At 73.0% G+C, this 18,757-nt stretch carries 15 protein-coding genes; 9 read left to right on the forward strand and 6 right to left on the reverse strand.

The features are described 5' to 3' along the window. Window positions 1-38 precede the first annotated feature (38 nt). The gene (locus D9599_RS03995; protein WP_198379940.1) at window positions 39-521 is read right to left on the reverse strand and encodes a zinc-ribbon domain-containing protein; all 483 of its coding nucleotides are present in this window, start codon (window positions 519-521) and stop codon (window positions 39-41) included. Here D9599_RS03995 and D9599_RS04000 point away from each other — a divergent pair. From D9599_RS04000 to D9599_RS32110, 4 genes are read left to right on the forward strand one after another with little or no spacing between them, the layout of a single operon-like run. Then, a complete protein-coding gene (locus D9599_RS04000; protein ID WP_232480121.1) occupies window positions 520-1,668 on the forward strand; it encodes a cell division ATP-binding protein FtsE in 1,149 nt (382 codons plus the stop codon). The genes D9599_RS03995 and D9599_RS04000 overlap by 2 nt on opposite strands. Continuing rightward, complete coding sequence (locus D9599_RS04005) at window positions 1,661-2,533, forward strand: ABC transporter permease (RefSeq protein ID WP_198379941.1); 873 nt, start codon at window positions 1,661-1,663, stop codon at window positions 2,531-2,533. The genes D9599_RS04000 and D9599_RS04005 overlap by 8 nt, the downstream gene beginning before the upstream one ends. Continuing rightward, complete coding sequence (locus D9599_RS32205; RefSeq protein WP_198379942.1) at window positions 2,530-3,288, forward strand: YdcF family protein; 759 nt, start codon at window positions 2,530-2,532, stop codon at window positions 3,286-3,288. The genes D9599_RS04005 and D9599_RS32205 overlap by 4 nt, the downstream gene beginning before the upstream one ends. Beyond that, window positions 3,285-4,013, forward strand: coding sequence for a 1-acyl-sn-glycerol-3-phosphate acyltransferase (locus D9599_RS32110; RefSeq protein WP_198379943.1), 729 nt, complete (start codon window positions 3,285-3,287; stop codon window positions 4,011-4,013). Before D9599_RS32205 ends, D9599_RS32110 begins: the two co-directional genes overlap by 4 nt. 540 nt (window positions 4,014-4,553) lie before the next feature. Here D9599_RS32110 and D9599_RS04020 read toward each other — a convergent pair. Next, window positions 4,554-5,195, reverse strand: coding sequence for a gamma-glutamylcyclotransferase (locus D9599_RS04020; RefSeq protein ID WP_232480122.1), 642 nt, complete (start codon window positions 5,193-5,195; stop codon window positions 4,554-4,556). Between the two features lie 149 nt (window positions 5,196-5,344). Here D9599_RS04020 and D9599_RS04025 point away from each other — a divergent pair, with 149 nt between their 5' ends. Further along, a complete protein-coding gene (locus D9599_RS04025; RefSeq protein WP_198379944.1) occupies window positions 5,345-6,502 on the forward strand; it encodes a DUF2125 domain-containing protein in 1,158 nt (385 codons plus the stop codon). Window positions 6,503-6,770: 268 nt separating this feature from the next. On the opposite strand, the gene D9599_RS04030 is transcribed toward D9599_RS04025, so the two are convergent. From D9599_RS04030 to D9599_RS04045, 4 genes are all read right to left on the reverse strand, one after another. Beyond that, window positions 6,771-8,540, reverse strand: a complete 1,770-nt coding sequence (locus D9599_RS04030) for an ABC transporter transmembrane domain-containing protein (RefSeq protein ID WP_198379945.1) — start codon at window positions 8,538-8,540, stop codon at window positions 6,771-6,773. Next, window positions 8,537-9,034, reverse strand: coding sequence for a metallophosphoesterase family protein (locus D9599_RS04035; protein WP_198379946.1), 498 nt, complete (start codon window positions 9,032-9,034; stop codon window positions 8,537-8,539). Before D9599_RS04035 ends, D9599_RS04030 begins: the two co-directional genes overlap by 4 nt. A gap of 598 nt (window positions 9,035-9,632) precedes the next feature. Next, complete coding sequence (locus D9599_RS04040) at window positions 9,633-10,838, reverse strand: DUF5666 domain-containing protein (RefSeq protein ID WP_198379947.1); 1,206 nt, start codon at window positions 10,836-10,838, stop codon at window positions 9,633-9,635. Further along, a complete protein-coding gene (locus D9599_RS04045) occupies window positions 10,835-11,716 on the reverse strand; it encodes a DUF6502 family protein (RefSeq protein WP_232480123.1) in 882 nt (293 codons plus the stop codon). The genes D9599_RS04040 and D9599_RS04045 overlap by 4 nt, the downstream gene beginning before the upstream one ends. Before the next feature lie 136 nt (window positions 11,717-11,852). Between D9599_RS04045 and D9599_RS04050 the strand changes: the two genes are divergently transcribed. The 4 genes from D9599_RS04050 (at window position 11,853) to D9599_RS04065 (ending at window position 18,698) form a co-directional block, all read left to right on the forward strand. Then, window positions 11,853-12,533 (forward strand): ATP-binding protein, encoded by a 681-nt coding sequence (locus D9599_RS04050; RefSeq protein ID WP_198379948.1) that lies wholly within the window; start codon window positions 11,853-11,855, stop codon window positions 12,531-12,533. A gap of 166 nt (window positions 12,534-12,699) precedes the next feature. After that, window positions 12,700-13,479, forward strand: a complete 780-nt coding sequence (locus tag D9599_RS04055) for a PEP-CTERM sorting domain-containing protein (protein ID WP_198379949.1) — start codon at window positions 12,700-12,702, stop codon at window positions 13,477-13,479. A gap of 80 nt (window positions 13,480-13,559) precedes the next feature. Then, the gene (gene hydA / locus D9599_RS04060) at window positions 13,560-14,948 is read left to right on the forward strand and encodes a dihydropyrimidinase (RefSeq protein ID WP_198379950.1); all 1,389 of its coding nucleotides are present in this window, start codon (window positions 13,560-13,562) and stop codon (window positions 14,946-14,948) included. 99 nt (window positions 14,949-15,047) lie between these two features. Next, window positions 15,048-18,698, forward strand: coding sequence for a hydantoinase B/oxoprolinase family protein (locus D9599_RS04065; protein WP_198379951.1), 3,651 nt, complete (start codon window positions 15,048-15,050; stop codon window positions 18,696-18,698). Window positions 18,699-18,757: the final 59 nt, after the last annotated feature.

Here is an 18,757-nt window from a genome sequence, read left to right on the forward strand (position 1 = left end):
AGGGAGCACGCGGGGGGCGGGCTGTCCAGCGCCGGGGTTCAGCCGCCGAGGCCGAGGGCGATGTAGGCGCGGGCGGCGGGGGGCCAGGCCTCGGTGATCTCGGCGCGCCAGGCCAGGGCGGCCCAGGCGGCGGCGGCAAGGAGGAGGAGGGAGGCGGCCCAGGCGGCGGCGAGGGCCGCGCGCGGGGGTCCGGCCGGGGGCGCGGGGCCGTCGCCGGTGGGGAGGGGCCAAGGGAAGTCAGCCGGGAAGCTGGTGGGGAAGTCGGGGGGAAAGCCGGGCGGGAGGGGCGGCGGGGCCTCGGGCGGCGGCGGGGCGGGCGAGGGTCGGGGAACGGGATCGGCCGGGGCCGTCGTCGCGGCGGGAACCGGCTCTGGGCCGGGTTCGGCGGGGTCGGGCTCGGGGCTGGGCGCCCAGGTGTGGCCGCAGCGGGCGCAGCGCAGGGGGCGGCCCTCGCCGATGCGGGCGGCGAGGGGCGGGGGTAGCTCGTAGGTCGCGGAACATTCCGGGCAGGCGACGCGCATGGCGCAGGATGTTGCCGCGGCGCGGTTAACGCAACGCCGCGCGGAGGGGCGGCTACCGTTCCGGCGCCTGTCGTGGCACATCGCGGCCATGGTGCGCTTTTCCCAGGTCGGGCTCCGCTATCCCGATCCCGTACGCCGTGGCGCGGCGGGCGAGCGGGAGACGCTGCGCGACCTCTCCTTCACGCTGCCGCAGGGCTCCTTCACCTGGCTGACGGGGCCTTCCGGGGCGGGGAAGACCTCGCTGTTGCGGATGATGCAGCTCTCCCTGCGGCCGACGCGGGGGGAGGTGGAGGTGCTGGGGGTGTCGCTGCTCTCGGCGCGGCGGGGGGACCTGCCGAAGCTGCGGCGGCGGATCGGGGCGGTGTTCCAGGAGTTCCGGCTGCTGCCCTACCTGACCGCCTTCGACAACGTGGCGCTGCCGCTGCGCCTGGCGGGGCGGCCCGAGGCGGGGCTGCGGCCGGACGTGACGGAGATGCTGCGCTGGGTGGGGCTGGAGGGGCGGGAGGATTCGCTGCCGCGCCAGCTCTCGGGCGGGGAGCAGCAGCGGGTGGCGATCGCGCGGGCGGTGGTGACGCGGCCGGCGCTGCTGCTGGCGGACGAGCCGACGGGGAACCTCGATGCCGGGCAGGCGCGGCGGCTGATGCTGCTGCTGGCGGAGATGAACCGGCTGGGCTCCACGGTCGTGGTGGCGACGCATTCGCGGGACCTGATCGCGCAGCATCCGGGGCAGGTGATGGCGCTGGACGAGGGGCGGATCCTCTCGCTCGATCCCTGGCCGCATCCGCGGGGGGAGGTCTGGGCAGAGGCCTTGCCGGAGGGGCCTTCCGGGGTTGTGGGCCGGGAGGCGGCGGAGGAGGTGCCCCATCGGGTGCCTGCGGCGGCCGCGGAGGTCTTCGGGGCGGGGCCGGCGGGTGCGGAGGCGGGTCCTGGAGAGATGGGCCTCGAGGCGGTTGGGCCGGAAGCGGTTGAGCCAGGCGAGGTGGAGCCCGGAGGAACCGGGCCCGACGAGATGGCGGTGGATGCCGGGCGGCTGCGGGCGGATGGGCGGCCCCCGCCGAGCGCGGCGGTTTCCGCGGGCGGGCGGTTCTCCGCGCGCGTGCGGAGCATCTGGCCGGGCTCGCGCCCGCCGGAGGCGGATCTTGGCTGAGCGGCGCCGGCGCATCTCGCGCGACCCGCTGGGGCTGCGGCGCGCGCTCTCGGACCGGTTGCTGCCGGGGCTGGTGGCGGCGATGGCGCTGCTGGCGGCGCTGGCGCTGGCCGGCGCCCAGGGGGCAGACCGGCTGGCGGATCGCTGGCAGGCGGGGGCGGCCTCGGCCGTGACGGTGCAGGTGCCGAACCCCGGGCGGGAGCGGATGGCGGCGGCGCTGGCGCTGCTGCGGGGGGACCGCGCCGTGGCCTCGGCGGAGACGGTGAGCCCGGAGCGGGTGGCGGCGCTGCTGCGCCCCTGGCTGGGGGATGCGCCCTCCCTCGCGCTGCCGGGGGTGATCGAGGTGCGGTTGGCCAGCGGCTCCGCCGAAGGCGTGGGGCGGCTGGGGGCGCGGCTGGCGGAGGCGGTGCCGGGGGCGGAGCTGGAGGCGCACGGGATGTGGGTGGCGCGGCTCTCGGCCATGGCGCGCTCCGTGCAAGGGGTGGCGCTGGCGGTGCTCGTGCTGGTGGCGGGGGTGGCGATGGCGGTGGTCGCGGTCGCGACGCGGGCGGGGCTGGCGGCGCGGCGGGAAGCGATCGGGGTGCTGCACGACCTCGGCGCCACCGATGGCGGGATCGCCGGGCGCTTCGCGCGGCGCGTGGCGATGCTGGCGGGGCTGGGGGCGCTGGGGGGCGCGGCGGTCGCGGTGCCGGCGCTGGCGGCGCTCTCGGGACTGGCGCTGCCGCTCTCGGGCGAGGAGGTGGTGGGCGGGGCCTTCGGGGCGGTGCCCTGGGGGATGCTGGCGGCGCTGCCACCGGCGGCAGGGGCGATCGGCTGGGGGACGGCGCAGGCGACGGTGCGGCGCTGGCTGAGGAACATGCCGTGAGGTCCGCGGCGATGCAGGAGGCGGCGATGCTGCGGCCGGCGGAGGGCGGCCCGGGGATGGAGGACCGGCTGGACGGCCCGGTGAACGGCCCGATCGGCAATCCGGCGGGTGGTCCGCTGGGTGGCGGGCTCGGCGGCGGATTGGGTGGCGGCTGGCGCCGGCGCTGGAGCCGGGGGTGGCGGCGGCCTGTGGCGCTGGGACTGGGTGCCGTGCTGATGCTGTTGCTCGGCCTTGCGGGCGGCTTCGCGGTGTTCCTGGAGCGGGCCTGGATGCGGGCGCCGGGGATGGAGGCGCCCTCCCCCGGGATCGCGGTGCTGACGGGGGGGCCGGAGCGGGTGGAGACGGGGCTGGGACTGCTGCTCCTGCGGCAGGACGGGCGGCTGCTCGTCTCGGGCGTCGGGCCGGAATCGGGGCTGGCGGACCTGGCGCGGCGGGCCGGGCTGGAGGCCGCCGATGTCGCGGACCGCACCGCGCTGGGGCGGGAGGCGACGAGCACGCGCGGCAATGCGCGGGAGGTGGCGGCCTGGGCGAGGGCTGCCGGGATGCGGGAGATCACGGTGGTGACGGCGGGGTTCCACATGCCGCGCGCCCTGCTGGAGCTGCGCCGCGCCATGCCGGAGGCGGCCTTCCGGCCGCATCCGGTTCCGCCCTTCGTCGCGCGGCCGGTGCCGATGCTGCGCGAATACCTGAAGTTGCTGGGGGCGGGGCTCGGCCTTTCCGTCCTTGCCGAACGTCCGAGGCGTGTCCTGCCGTGAATGCCATCCGCTCCGCCATCTTCAACCCGCTGTTCTTCGGCTTCACCGCGCTGACGGTGGTGTTCGGGCTGCCGCTGCTCGCCTTCCATCCCGACGTTATGCACCGCTACCTCCGCGGCTGGGCGCGGGGGTCGCTCTGGCTGCTGCGGGTGGTCTGCGGTATCAGGCTGCGGGTGACGGGGCGGGAGAACCTGCCCACCGGCGGGGCGGCGCTCGTCGCGGCGCAGCACCAGTCGGCTTTCGACACGGTGGTCTGGCACGCGCTCCTGCCGCGGCCGGCCTATGTGATGAAGGAGGAGCTGCTGCGGATCCCCGGCTGGGGGGCGATGGCGCGGCACGTGCACTCCATTCCCGTGGACCGGGAGGGGGGGGCCTCCTCGCTCAAGCGGCTGGTGCGGGCGACGCGCTCGGCGGCGGAGGCGGGGTACCAGGTGGTGATCTTCCCCGAGGGCACGCGGTCCGCGCCCGGGGAGGTGCAGCCCTGGCAGCCCGGCTTCGCGGCCATGGCGGCGGCGACGGGGCTGCCGGTGGTGCCGGTGGCGACCGATTCCGGGCGCTTTTGGGGGAAGCGGGCCTTCACCAAGCGTCCGGGGGTGCTGACCGTCGCGGTGCTGCCGCCGATCCCGCCGGGCCTGCCGCGCGCGGAGCTGATGACGCAGGCGGAAGCCGCGGTTTCGGCGGCCTCGGCGGAGCTGGTGGGGACTGTGGACAAGTTGGTGGAATAAGCGGACGGCCGGGTTTCGACCATGGCGCAAGACCGGGCGGCAAGCTCTTGTGGAGTCAGCTGTTACGGGGCTTTCCGAAGGTCTGTGGATAAGTAAATACTATTACTAATCAAAGATTTACCTACAAAATACTGGGAATCCCTGCTGATTCCGGAACAAAAAGTGGACGGTCTGGGGATTAAGGGGCGGTCAATCCCCTTCCCTGTGGACAAGTCGTGGGAAAACCGCGCGCGCGCTTTGCTGTCACCCGCGCGCCGCACCGGGTGAGGCGCGCGCCTGAACAGGGCGGCGCAAGCGGCTGGAATCACGAGGGGATCAAGGTTGAGGAGGGCTGGTGCCGCCATCCCCTGGGGAGAGGCAGAAGGAAATCTGCCCTTACCCAGGCCCCTCTCCATCATCTTTTCCTTCAGGCTGAAATCATTCGGCGGAGGGCGCACCCCGGGTCGAGACCCCGAGGCAACCGCCTGTTCGAGGAAGGTGCCGCAAGGGAGGGACGGGGTTCCGAGGACCCGGGGCGCTCGGGGGGTGAACGCTATGCGTTCACTCGGCAGGTTCGGTGAGGGAAGCGTCCTCTCCGGACCGGTCCGGCGAGAGGAGGGCGGCGATCCGGTCGAGGCCGGCGTCGCGGACGCCCAGGGCACGGAGATGGGAGACGGTGTTGAGGAGGTAGTCGCGGTTCGGGCCCATGATGCCATGGCCGCGGTTGATGGCGACGGCGGCGGCGAGGGGGTCGAGGGCGCCGCAATAGGCGGTGGCGCCGCGGTCGGCGACGAAGGTGACGGCGCGGCGGGTCTCGTGGCGGTCGAGCAGGCGGATGGGGAGGAGGCGGCGCTGGTAGACGCCGCCGGTCATCTCCCGTTCCTCGAGATAGGCGAGGGTGGCGGCGGCCGCTTCGAGGGCGACGCGAAAGGCTACGCCGCGGCAGGAGCCGCCGCGGTCGAGGCCGAGGACGAGGCCGGGGGCCTCCGGCGTGCCGCGGTATCGGTGGGAGAGGATGCAGAAGCGGCGGTGGAAGCCGTGCAGCCGCGCCGGGTGGGAGGAGAGGAACTCGAAGCCCGGCTTCCAGATGAGGGAACCGTAGCCGAAGACGTAGAGGGAGCCGTCGGTCTCGAGCAGCGGGGCGGGGTCGGGTGGGATGATGGGCGCGTCGGGCGATGGGATCATGGCGGTGAGGCGCAGCATAGGGGATCGCTGGCGAGTGTGCAGCGGGTGATGGCTTGGTGGGTGCGTGGCTGGGGCGGCCAGTGGGGTGAAGAATGGAGTGGACGGTGGGGTGTCCAGTCCGGTGAACGGGCTGGGCAAGCGGGGGTGGGCGGGGGCATATGCGGGGGGTGAGCGAGCCAGAGACTGCCCCTCCCGCCCCTTCCCCGGCCGCGGCGCCGGGTACCGCGGGGGTCTCTCCCGGAGAGGGGCCCCGGGTCGCCCGGCGGTTCCGGCTGACCCGGGCGCGGGTGGCGGGGATCGCGCTGCTGTCGATCCTGCTGCTGGCGCTGGCGCATACGCTTCTCTGGAACCTCATGGGGGCGCGGCTGCAGGCGGGCTACGACGCCTGGGCGGCCGCGCGGCGGGCGCAGGGGTGGCGGATCGAGCACGCGGCGCCGGTGCGGGGGGGATGGCCGCTCTCAGCGACGCTGCGGTTGCCGGAGTTCCGGCTCTCGGGCGGCGGGGCGACCGTGCCCGGCGGAATCGACTGGTCGGCACGGGCGGTGGTGCTGCGGGTGGCGATGCACCGCTGGGGGGAGTTGCGGGTCTCGGCCGGCGGGCCGCAGCGGCTGCGGCTGGGGGCGGCGGAGATCCCTTTCGCGGCGGACCGGCTGACGGCGCGGATGCCGCTTCAGGCAAACGTGGTGCCCAGGGGCGGCGAGTTCGAGGCGCTGCGGCTGCGGATCGGCACGCCCGCCGGGGGGATGGAGGTGGGCTCCGCCGCGCTCGGCTTCGACAGCCGGATGAGCGCGATCGAGGGGGAGGCGGCCGTTACCCTGGAAGGGGTGGTGGAGAACGTCTCGCTGCCCGTCGCGACGCCGCTGGGGAGCGCGATCCGCGCCGTGCGGATCGACGCGGAGGTGACAGGGCCGCTGCCGGGCGGGCGCAACCCGACGAACCGGGCGGCGACCTGGCGGGACGCCGGGGGGACAGTGGAGCTGCGCCGGCTGGAGCTGGAATACGGGCCCGCCACCGCGCAGGTGGCGGCGACGCTGGCGCTGGACGAGGCCCTGCAGCCGATGGGCGCGGGCACGCTGAAGCTGGCTGGGGCGGAGGCGGTGCTGGACGCGTTGGTGCAGGGGGGCGTGGTGACGGCGCGGAACGCGACCCTCGCGCGGCGGGTGGTGGGGCTGCTGGCCCGGCCGCTGGCGGAGGGGGAGCCGCCGGTGCTGGAGGTGCCGCTGACCCTGGAAGCACGGGCGCTCTCGGTGGCGCGGATCCCGGTGGCGCGGCTGCCGCCGCTGGTCTGGCCGGGGCCGGTGGAGGGGAGTGGGCCGGGGCCGTGAGGGGTTGCGCTGGTGGCGCCCGGAGAGGGCTCCGCCCTCTCCGGACCTCTCCCGCCAAGGGCCTGAGGCCCTTGGATCCCCATCTGGCTGGCGCGGATGCGGTGATCGGAGCCGGTTCTTTCTAAGCGCCCTTCTTGGACGTGCAGTCGCCTCGGGTCGACGACCCGAGGCGCACCGGCCGCAAAGCATTTCACAGGAATAGAAAAAGATGAGTGGGGGTCCGGGGGAGAGAATTCCTTCTCTCCCCTGGAGTCACCAGCGCCAGCCCTTACCCTGCCGCGAACTGAAGGCGCGCCAAGCGGGCGTAGAGGCCGTCCTCGCTCACCAGGCGGTCGTGGGTGCCCTCCGCGACGATGCGGCCGGCTTCCATGACGACGATGCGGTCCGCACGGCGGACGGTGGCGAGGCGGTGGGCGATGACGAGGACGGCGCGGCCGCGGGAGAGGCGGGCGAGGGCGGCCTGGACGGCGGCCTCGCTCTCGGCGTCCAGCGCGCTGGTGGCTTCGTCGAGGAGGAGGAGGGGCGGGTCGCGGAGGAGGGCGCGGGCGATGGCGATGCGCTGTCGCTGGCCGCCGGAGAGGCGGACGCCTTTCTCGCCGAGGAAGGTGCCGTAGCCGGCGGGCATGGCCTCGATGAAGCCGGCGGCGTCGGCGGCCTCGGCGGCGGCGCGGATCTCGGCCTCGGTAGCGTCGGGGCGGCCGTAGCGGATGTTGTCGCGGACGTCGGCGCCGAAGATGACGGGGTCTTGCGGGACGAGGCCGATGCGGGCGCGAAGGGCGGCGGGGTCGGCCTCGCGCAGGTCGATGCCGTCGAGGGTGACGCGGCCGCTGTCGGGATCGCGGAAGCGGAGGGCGAGTTGGAAGAGGGTGGTCTTGCCGGCGCCGGAGGGGCCGACGAGGGCGACGGTCTCGCCAGGTTCGACCGAGAGGGTGACGCCGTCCAGCGCCGGGCGGTCGGGGCGGCTGGGGTAGTGGAGGCGGACGGCCTCGAAGGCGAGGCGGCCGATGGGGCTGGCGGCCGGGAGCGGGCGGGGGTTCGCGGGCGGGCGGATGGCGGGGGTGGTTTCGAGGAAGTCGTGGACGCGCTCGGCGGCGCCGCCGGCGCGCTGCACCTCGCTCCAGAGTTCGGAGAGCGAGGTGACGGAGGTGGCGACGAGGACGGCGTAGAAGATGAAAGCGGAGAGCTGGCCGCCGGTGAGGTGGCCGGCCAGGACCTCCCGCCCGCCGACCCAGAGGCTGAGGGTGATGGCGCCGAAGCCGAGCAGGATGATGCTGAAGATCAGGCGGGCGCGGACGCGGACGCGGGCGAGGGAGGCGGTGACGCTTTCCTCGGCCCGCCCGGTGAAGCGGGTGAGGTCGGCGGGCTCGTGCACATGGGCCTGGACGGTGGCCATGGCGTTGAGGGTTTCCTCGGCCTGGGCGCCGAGGTCCGCCACGCGCTCCTGGGCGGCACGGCTGAGGCGGCGTTCCTTGCGGCCGAAGACGACGAGGGGGATGACGATCAGCGGGGTGACGGCGATCACCAGGAGGGCGAGCGGGGTGCTGGTAACGAAGAGCATCGTCAACGCGCCGAGGGTGGTGACGAGGGCGCGGAGCCATTGGGAAACGGCGGAGCCGACGAGGTTGCGGAGGATCTCGGTATCGGCGGTGAGAAGGGTGAGCACGTCGCCGGTGCGGTGCTGCTCGTAGTGCGAGGGGGGCAGGCGAAGGGCGTGGGCGAAGAGCTGGCGGCGGAGCGCGGCGCCCACGCGCTCCCCGAGCCAGGAGACGAGATAGAACCGGGCGGCGGTGCTGGCGGCGAGGAGGGCGACGAGGGCGAGGACCGTGAGCGCGTGGCCGTCGAGGCTGGAGACGCCATCCCTTCCGGCGAAGCCGTCGTCCACGATGTGGCGGAGGCCCTGGCCGAGGACGAGGAGGAGGCCGGCGGCGGTGCCCATGGCGAGCACGGCGCCGGCGACGCGGGCGGCGTGGGGGCGGAGCAAGGGCAGCATGATCCGCAGGGCGGGGAGGCGGCCGGGGCCGGGAGGCTTGCCGTTCATGCGGCGGTGCGGGGCGGACGAAGGTCCGTGATGCGGACGGGGCGGTAGCCGCGGGGGTCCACACCGACGTCGAACTGGCGGGTGAGCGGCTTGAGGCGGCCGTGGCTGTGGCCGTGGAGGTTCAGGGCGCCGCGGCCCTGCCCGTTCCAGCTGCGGAGCGGATAGTGGCAGAGGACGAGGCGCTGGCCGTCCAGGTCCAGTTCCACGAGGTCGCGCACGCTGGCCCAACCGGGGAGGGCACGGATTTCCGGAGGGTCGTTGTTGCCGGCGACGAGGTGCTTCGTGCCGTTGAGGGCCGCGAGGAGGGCGGCGGGATCCTTGTGGCCCACGGCGAAGTCTCCGAGGTGCCAGATCTCGTCATCCGGTGAGACGGCGCTGTTCCAGGCCTCGGCGAGGGCCGCGTCCATGGCGGCGGTGGTCAGGAAGGGGCGGCGCAGGAGGGCGCGCAGGGAGCCGTGGCCGAAGTGGGTGTCGGCGGTGAACCAGGTGGCCATGGGGTCCGATCCGATGCGCCCCGGGGCCAGTGGGTGCCAGGGCGAGCTCACGTTCAAAAAAGCTCACATCATCGCTATTTAAAATAATGGTTCGGTATCGTATTGTAATCCAACGCCGCCAGAGAACGGCGACCTGGGGACGGAACCAAGCATGAGGATCGACTTTCCTTCGTGGCTGGTGAGCATGACCACAGTGCTACTCGTGGCATGGCGGATGCGCGGCGGGCCTGGCCAGCGCTTCATACGGGATGCCCATCTCTGGTTGCGGGCCGACCCGGCCCGACGACCGCAGTGGCGGGAGCGGTCGGGGAAAGGGAACCTCTGATACCAGGGGTGGTTGCTGGGGCGTTGGAGAGGGCGCCGCCCTCTCCAGCCCGAGACAGCCGCTCGACCCCGCCAAGAGCTGCTGGCACCTGACCCCTGTCTGGCTGTCGCGGAGCCATCCTGGAGGCGTCGCCTCGGCTCACTGGCCCAAGGCGCACTGGCTGCCCCATGTGGCGAACAGATAGAAAAAGATGATGGTGAGGGGTCGGGGGAGAGGAAGAATTCCTTCTTCCTCTTCCTGCGGCCAGCAGAGCTGCCCTGCCCCGGCGGTCCCTTATCGATGGCCCGGTCGCCCGCCGGCCTGGTGGGCGTTGGGGAACCAAGCGCTGGGGCCGCGCTCCATGTTGCGGCGGGTTTCGAAGCGGCGGCCGGGCATGGGGGCGCGCTCGCCGAAGGGCTGGGTGCCGGCCGGGATGGGGTTGGCGCCGCTGACGGAGAGGGCGCGGCCGGGCCCGCCGTGGAGTTCGAGGACGTGGCGGCCGGGCGCGAGGGGACCCGGCCTGCCGGGAATGGCGAGGGCCGGGCCGAGGAGGAGGAGGCCGTCGCCGAAGCCGATCTCGGCCTCCATCAGCACGCGGGGGGTGCCGAGATAGGCGGGGGGGTCGCGCATCAGGCGGTCCGCCTCGACCTCGTCGGCGAGGAGGAGGCCGTTCTCGATGCGGCCGCGGGCGATGACGGGGCCATCCGGCGGCAGGACAAGGCCGGGACGGACGAGGAGGGGCAGGTTGCCGATCCGGGTCCTGCCGGCGGGGGTGTCCGGGCGCGAGAGGCGGCCGAGGACGAGGCTGGGGGCGTCGGGGGCGCGGGGGTCGATGCGGGTGGCGATGAGGGTGCCGTCGGGGGAGCGGAGGCCGCTGACGAGCACCGCCTCGCCCACCCGCCAGCGGCGGTTGGCGGGGAGGGCGCCGGCGGTGGCGACGCGCTGGCCGGCGATGCGGAGGGCGCCGTCCTCCACCGCTTCGACCGAGCCGGCGAGCTCGTGGCGGACGGCGATGCGGCGGGCGCGGAGGGCGGTGTCCTGGCCCTCGGCCTCGACGATAACAACTTGGCCGACGCGCAGCGCTGCGGGCGGGGCCGGGCCGTCCATGAAGGCGATAGGCTGGGCCGGGTCGTAGTCCACGTGAAGGCCGTTGACGCAGATGCTGCCGAAGCCGGTCACGACGCCGACGATGCCGGTGCGCGTGTTGCCGATGCCTGTGCTGTTGATCTCCGTGCGGCTGATTCCAGTGCCGCCGATGCCGCGATCGCCCTCGGCGGAGGCGAGGATGGCGGGGGGTGCGGCCTCGGTCCCCGTGCCGTTGACTCCGGTGCCGCCGATGCCGCGGTCGCCGTCGGCAAGGGTGGTGGGAGGCGGGCCGCCGTCGGGGCCGGCGTGGCAGGCCGCGGAGACGGGCGGGACGGTGGGGCGCGGGGCGGCGCAGGCGGCCAGCAAGGCCAGGGCCGCGAGGGCGGGAAGCGGGCGGTGCTGCGCGCGGCTCATGGGGTGGCCTCGCCCGGGGTGGCGGCGGGGCGGAGGGGCTCGTCCTCGAGGTAGAGGTAGATGCCGAGATTCACGCGGCGGGTGGGTGTTCCGGGCTCCGCCTCGCCCTCCTCGAGCAGGGAGAGGGCCATGCGGTTGAGGTCGAGGAGGAGGCGCGAGGCGCCCTCCCGCCCGGCGGCTTCCAGGCGGGCGGCGGCCTCGGGGCGGAGGCGGTCGTAGTGGAGGCTGCGGTCGAGGAAGGGCGGGTCTCCGGCTGCGGAGACGTTCGCCGCGGCCGCGGCCAGGTGATCGTGGAGGTTCCGGGCGAAATAGAAGAGCTGCCCCTCGACGTGGCGGTTGGGAAGGAAGGCGGAGCGGTGCAGGCGCACGCGCTCGTCCTCCCCCACGGTGACGAGGCCGGCCTCAACCCAGTTGTCGAGCACGGTGCGCGGCCGGAGGTCGGTGGTGACGGAGGCGACCAGCGCGTCGAAGGCGGCGCGGGTAAGGGGCAGGGGGTGGCCGGCCTCGTCCGTATAGGCGGGCAGGCCGAGCCAGCGGCCGGCGATCTGGCTGCCCACGGTGACGACGGAGGGTACCTCCTCCGGCGGGATGGGGGCCTCGCGCAGGCGGCGGAGTTCCTTGCGGTGGACGCCGGTGAGAAGGCTGAGGCGGCTGTCGGTGCGGGCGCGGGCGTCCTCGGCAAGGCCGGCGGCCACCTCGACATAGAGGCCGCGGAGGAGGTCGGCGACGACGGGGAAGGTGAGACCGGCGCGGATCAGCAGGCGCACCAGCGGGCGCAGGAGACGGCGCAGCGGGCGGAGAAGGGCGTCGGCCGGCGGGGGGGCCGGGATAGGCGGCTTGGCCGTGGGGAGAGGCTCGGCGGGGATGGGGGCGGGCATCGGAACCGGAGAAGGAGGTGGGAGCGCTCTACCACGGGTGGGATGTGGGAAAAAGTCCCACACAGCGTTGACGTGGGAAATATTCCCACATAGCATTCCCACCGGGCCGAAAGGCTTAGTTCGGGGATTTCCTGCCATGACGCATCTCGCCCACCGCCCCCCTCCTCAGGCCGCTGCCCAGGATGCGCCCTGGTCTTCCGTGCCGCGCGAGGCCTCGCCGGAGGCGGAGGCGATCTCCGTGCGGTTACTGCGGCACCACACGAAGAACGCGCTGCAGCGGGTGCTTGCCGAGGTCTCCAAGGTGCGGGGGCTGCAGGAGGCGCGCGGTGGGCAGCGCGTGATGGAGGAGTTGGAGCGGCGGGTGATGCTGAGCGTCTCGCTCTCGGACGCGCTGTTCGGGATGACGCGCGAGCCGGGCGGGATGGAGGACCGGCTGCGGAGCGTCTGCGAGACGACGATCGAGCTGATGGCCGATCCCGACCAGGTGCTGCGGCTGGACATGACCGTGGAGGGCGAGTGCCCGCCGGCGCTGCGCAGAACGCTGCTGCGGGCGGCGCACGAGATGGTAGGGAACGCGGTAAAGCACGGGCTGCACGCGCGGCTGCTGGGGCATGTGCGGGTGCGGCTCTCGAGCGCGGCCGGGGCGACGCGGCTCCTCGTGGAGGATGACGGCTGGGGCTATGCCGGAGCGCGCGACGGGGGCGAGGGGCTGGGGCTGCTGCGCTCGCTGGCGGGGCTGCACGAGGGAAAGATGGCGCTCTATCGCATCCAGGACGGGACGCGGGCGGAAATGGAGCTGCCGCACCCGGAGGGGTGACGGGCGCCGAGGGAGATCGTCACTATTTCGATAGTATTCACAATGGCCGCTTAACGAAGCCGGAACGATGCTAAGCCGGGCCGGAGCGATTCACCGGTTCATCGCCCCTGTGGCAGTGGAAGAGATCGCTGTCCTGCGATCTCACCCCTTTCCGACGGGCCGATGCATGCGGATGCTCTTGCTGGTGGCGGCGCTGTTCGCCGCGATGACGGGCTCCCGGGCCGAAGCGGCGCCGGAGCTTTCCGTGCGGATCTTCCAGGACGGCGTCTTCGTGCCGAATGTCGCGACCACGGCAGCGGGGAGCGCGCTCGTCATCAGCGGCGGCAGCGCCAATTTCAGCGTGTTGGGTTCGGTGTGGTCGATCCCTCCCACGGCCACAACGGGCTACATCGACCTGCGGGAACTGACGATCAACAGCATCGGCAGCTTCGCCGTCGAGCATAGCCTCAGGCTGGAGATCACCGTCACTAACCTCGTCAACGCCTATCCCGGCACGGCCTTCGCGGGCGTCGGCAGCGTGTTCACCTCCGAGGCCCTGGCGGGATCGGGGCTGATCCGCGACGTGACGATGAGCAGCTACGCCGACGGGAGCAATGCCGCCTTCGGGAAGGGCGAACTCGTCGCCTCCCGGAGCGGGGCAAACGGTGCCCTCGGCAGTTCGGGGGCCATCGCGGGTTATCCCTCCCTACCGGGCTCGCTCTTCTCCGAGACGCTGGCGATCACGGCAACGGTCGGCGGCGCGGGGGCGGGCATCAATGCGCGGGCGAGTGTCTATCCTGGCCCTTTTCCACAGACGGCATCGCTGATCTTCAATGCCACCTCTGGTCCTCCACTGGCGATGGTGCAGGTGGTGGCGATCCCCGAGCCGGCCTCGCTCGGGCTTTTCGGCCTCGCCCTTGCCGGGCTGGTGCTGGTCCGGCGCCGGCTGTCCTCCCGACGGGGCTGACCGACCCGGCCCGGCGGTAGGGCTGACGGCGGCGGCCCGCCGACCTAACCTGTGCCCCAGGGTTACAGGGGTTTGCCTGCATGCATGATCTGGCGGTCCGGGGCGGCACGGTCGTTCTCGGCGGGGCGGTGGTCCGCTGCGATATCGGTGTCTCGGGCGGGCGGATCGCCGCCATCGCGGAGCGGATCGAGGACGCGGCCGAGGTGGTGCGGGCGGACGGGCTGCTGGTGCTGCCGGGCGGGGTCGATACGCACTGCCACATCGAGGAGCCCTTCCCGGAGGGCGGGTTCCAGGAGGAGAGCTGGGAGAGCGCCTCGCGCTCGGCCTTTGCCGGCGGCACCACCTCGGTCGTCGCGCATACGCCGCAGTTCAAGGGCGGCGGGCTGATGGAGCAGCACCGGGCGGCGCGGGAGCGGGCCGGGCGGGCGATGATCGACTACGGCTTCCACCAGATCGTCGCCGATCCCTCCGAGGCCGCGATGGCGGAGGTGCCGGCGCTGGTGGCGGATGGGGTGGGGAGCCTGAAGGCCTTCCTCACCTACGACGCGCTGCATCTCGACGATGCAGGCTTCCTGCGGGTGCTGCAGGTGGCGCGGCAGAACGGGCTGATGGTGCATGTGCACTGCGAGAACTACGACGCCATCAATCTCGCGACCCGCACGCTGCTGGCGGCGGGCTGCACGGCGCCGAAATACCATGCGGTGTCCCGCCCGCCCGTGGTGGAGCGGGAGGCGACGGCGCGGGCGATCGCGCTGGCGGAGCTGGTGGGGCAGCCGCTGCACATCTTCCACGTCTCCTGCGCCGAGGTGGCGGAGGAGATCGCGCGGGCCCAGGCGCGGGGGCTGCCGGTGAAGGGCGAGACCTGCCCGCAGTACTTCACCCTGACCGCCGACGACATGGACCGGCCGGGCTTCGAGGGCGCGAAGTTCATGTGCAGCCCGGCGCCGCGGACGGCGGCGGACCACGAGGGGATCTGGGGGATGCTGCGGCGGGGCGTGCTGGATGTCGTCACCTCGGACCATTGCGGGTTCTCCTACGAGGGGGACCGGGGGAAGGCGAAGAACGGGCGCGATGCCTCCTTCGACGCGATCCCGAACGGGATCCCGGGGCTGGCGGCGCGGCTGCCGCTGGTCTTCTCCGAGGGGGTGTCGAAGGGGCGGATCGATCTTCCAGCCTTCGCGCAGCTGGTGGCGGAGAACCCGGCGCGGATCGCCAACCTCTACCCGCGCAAGGGGGTGATCGCGGTGGGGAGCGACGCCGACCTCGTGCTCTGGGACCCGACGCGTGAGGTGACGCTCACCAACGAGCTGATGCAGCACGCCATCGACTACACCCCCTATGAGGGGATGGCGGTGACGGGCTGGCCGCTGGTGACGATCCGGCGGGGCGAGGTGGTGATGCGGGACGGGGTGGTGAGTGCTGCACCCGGTTCCGGGCAGTGGCTGCCGCGCCCTGCCCGGCCTGTCTGAGGCGGCGTTCGGGCCCCTTTCTCTTGGCCTTCCAACCGGAGCGCCCTGGCGGCGCCCGGTTTCCTTTCCCCTGTTCATGCTCTGTAGAGGCGGTTTTCCATGCAGCCTTCCTGGGACTTCTGGGTCGATCGCGGCGGCACCTTCACCGATGTGATCGGGCGTGATCCGGCGGGGCGGCTGCACGCACGGAAGGTGCTTTCCGAAAATCCGGGGGCCTACCGGGACGCGGCGGTGCACGGCATCCGGCTGCATCTCGGGCTGGCCGCGGGGGCGCCGATCCCCGCAGGGGCGGTGGGCGAGGTGCGGATGGGCACGACGGTGGCCACCAACGCGCTGCTGGAACGGAAGGGCGAGCGGACGGCGCTGGTGACCACGCGCGGTTTCCGGGACGCGCTGGCGATCGGGCACCAGGCGCGGGGCGATATCTTCGCGCGGCGGGTGGTGAAGCCCTCCCTTCTCTACGCGCGGGTGGAGGAGATCGGCGAGCGGGTGCGGGCGGACGGCACGGTGGAGGCGGCGCTCGACGAGGGGGAGCTGCGCGCGGTGCTGGAGGGGCTGCGGGCAGAGGGGTTCCGGTCGCTGGCAATCGTGTTCCTGCATTCCTGGAAGCACCCAGCGCATGAGGCGGCCGCCGCCGCGATGGCGCGGGGAATGGGGTTCGAGCAGGTTTCGGCCAGCCACGAGGTGGGGCCGCTGATCAAGCTCGTCGGGCGCGGCGATACGACGGTGGTGGACGCCTATCTCTCGCCGGTGCTGCGGCGCTACGTGGCGCAGGTGGAGGAGGAGCTGGACGTCCCACGGACGGGGGCGCGGGTGATGTTCATGACCTCCGCCGGGGGGCTGACGGCGGCCTCGCTGTTCCAGGGGCGGGACGCGATCCTCTCGGGACCGGCGGGCGGTGTGGTGGCGCTGGCGCGGACGGGGGCGGAGGCCGGCTTCGAGCGGGTGATCGGCTTCGACATGGGCGGCACCTCCACGGATGTGGCGCATTACGCCGGGCAGTTCGAGCGGGCGCAGGAGACGGAGGTGGCGGGCGTTCGGATGCGTGCGCCGATGATGCTCGTGCATACCGTGGCCGCGGGCGGCGGGAGCATCGTGCGCTACGCCGACGGGCGGCTGCGCGTAGGGCCGGAGAGCGCGGGGGCGGATCCCGGGCCGGCCTGCTACCGGCGTGGCGGGCCGCTGACGGTGACCGATTGCAACGTCATGACGGGCAAGCTGGTGCCGGACCTCTTCCCTGCGATCTTCGGGCCGGGGCAGGACCAGCCGCTGGACGTGGCGGCGGTGCGGACGGGGTTCGAAGCACTGGCGGCGGAGATGGGGGGCGGCCGCAGCCCGGAGGCGGTGGCGGACGGGGCGCTGCGGATCGCCGTGGCCGGGATGGCGGAGGCGATCAAGACGATCTCCGTGCAGCGGGGCTACGACATCACGCGCTATGTACTGAACGCCTTCGGCGGGGCCTCGGGGCAGCACGCCTGCTTGGTGGCGGACGCGCTGGCGATGACGCGGGTGCTGATCCATCCCTTCTCCGGGTTGCTCTCGGCCTATGGGATGGGGCTGGCGGATATCCGATCGCTCCGGCAGCGGACCTTGGATCTGCCGCTTTCCGACGCGGCGCTGCTGGGGGCGGAAGGGGCACTGGCGACGCTGGCGGGCGAGGCGCGGGCGGAGGTGCTCGGGCAAGGCGTCGCGGCGGGGGCGCTCTCGACCCGGATCGCGCTGCTGCTGCGCTATGCGGGGACGGATACGCCGTTGGAGGTGCCGGCGCTGGAGCTCGCGGGCGAGGCGGCGGTGAGCGCGGGCGGGCTGCGAGCCGCGGTGCTGCGCGAGGCGTTCGAGGCGGCGCATCTGGCGCGCTTCGGCTTCATCGATCCCTCTCGGGCGGTGGTGATCGAGGCGGCGGTGGCGGAAGCGGCCGGCGGGGGTGCGGCAGCGCCGGAGCGGGCGGCTGTCGCGGGTGATGGAGCGGTGGAGCCGCTGCGGCGGACGCGGCTCTTCTCCGGCGGGGACTGGCACGAGGCGGCGGCCTATCGGCGGGAGGCGCTGCGGCCGGGCGTCGCGGTGGCGGGGCCGGCGCTGATCATCGAGGCGAATCAGACTGTGGTGGTGGAGCCCGGCTGGTCGGCGGTGCTGACGGCCGGGGATCACCTGGTGCTGGACCGGGTTGAGCCGCTGCCGCGCGCGGCCGCGCTGGGAACGGCGGCGGACCCGGTGATGCTGGAGATCTTCAACAACCTTTTCCGCTCCATCGCCGAGCAGATGGGGGTGGCGCTGCAGAACACCGCGAGTTCCGTGAACATCAAGGAGCGGCTGGATTTCTCCTGCGCGGTCTTCGACGCGAGTGGGGGGCTGGTGTCGAATGCGCCGCATATTCCCGTGCATCTCGGCTCGATGGACGGGAGCGTGGAAAGCGTGATCCGGGCCAATCCGAGCCCGCGGCCGGGCGATGTCTGGGCGATCAACGCGCCCTATAACGGCGGGACGCATCTGCCGGACATCACGGTCTGCACGCCGGTTTTCGACGATGGCGGGCGGCTGATCTTCTGGGTAGCCTCGCGCGGGCACCACGCGGATGTCGGAGGCACGGCGCCGGGTTCCATGTCGCCGGACGCGACGACGATCGAGCAGGAGGGGGTCTATATCGACAACCTGCTGCTGGTGGAGGGCGGACGGTTCCGGGAGAAGGCGGCGCTCGCGCTGCTGACAGGAGCCAAGTATCCCGCGCGCAATCCGCCGCAGAACATCGCGGACCTGAAGGCGCAGGTGGCGGCGAATGCGCGGGGCGCGGCGGAACTGCTGCGTGCCGTCGCGAATTTCGGGGCGGATGTGGTGCACGCCTATATGGGGCACGTGCAGGACAACGCGGCCGAGAGCGTGCGCCGCGTGCTGGACCGGCTGCCGGAGAGCGCCTCCTTCGACTATGCGATGGATAGCGGCCGGCGCGTGCGGGTGCGGATCGCGGTGGACCGGGCGGCGCGGGAGGCGGTGGTGGACTTCACCGGGACTTCGCCACAACAGCCCGACAACTTCAACGCGCCGCGGCCGGTGACGCGGGCGGCGGTGCTCTACTGCTTCCGCCTGCTGGTGGATTCCGACATTCCGATGAATGCGGGCTGCCTACGGCCGATCCGGATCGTGGTGCCGGAGGGGTCGATGCTCTCACCGCAGTGGCCGGCAGCTGTCGTGGCGGGCAACGTGGAGGTGTCGCAGGCGGTGACGAGCGCGTTGCTGGCGGCCGTGGGCTCGCTGGCGCCGGCGCAAAGCACGATGAACAATCTCACCTTCGGGAACGATACCTACCAGTACTACGAGACCATCTGCTCCGGCGCGCCCGCCGGCGAGGGCTTCGACGGGGTGCCGGGCGTGCAGACGCACATGACCAACTCTCGCCTGACCGATCCCGAGATCCTGGAGACACGCTTCCCGGTGGTGTTGGAGGAGTTTTCCCTCCGCTCGGGTTCGGGCGGGCGTGGGCAGTGGAACGCGGGGGATGGGACGCGGCGGACGATCCGGTTCCTGGAAGATATGGAGGTGGCCATCCTCTCGGGGCATCGCGAGGTGCCGCCGCCGGGGCTGTTCGGGGGCGAGCCGGGGGAGCTAGGGCGGAACCTGGTACGGCGGCTGAATGGGTCGGACGAGGTGCTTCCGGGCTGCGCGCGGTCGGCGCTGCGGGCGGGGGAGGCGGTGACGATCGTGACACCTACCGGGGGTGGGTTTGGGGCTGTGGGCGATCGTGGGTCGCGCGGGTGACTCCGGGGGGAGAGAAAGAATTCTCTCCCCCGGACCCTCTCTCATCTCTTTCTATCTGT

Source organism: Roseomonas sp. KE2513, assembly GCF_016107305.1.
Classification (GTDB): Bacteria; Pseudomonadota; Alphaproteobacteria; order Acetobacterales; family Acetobacteraceae; genus Roseomonas.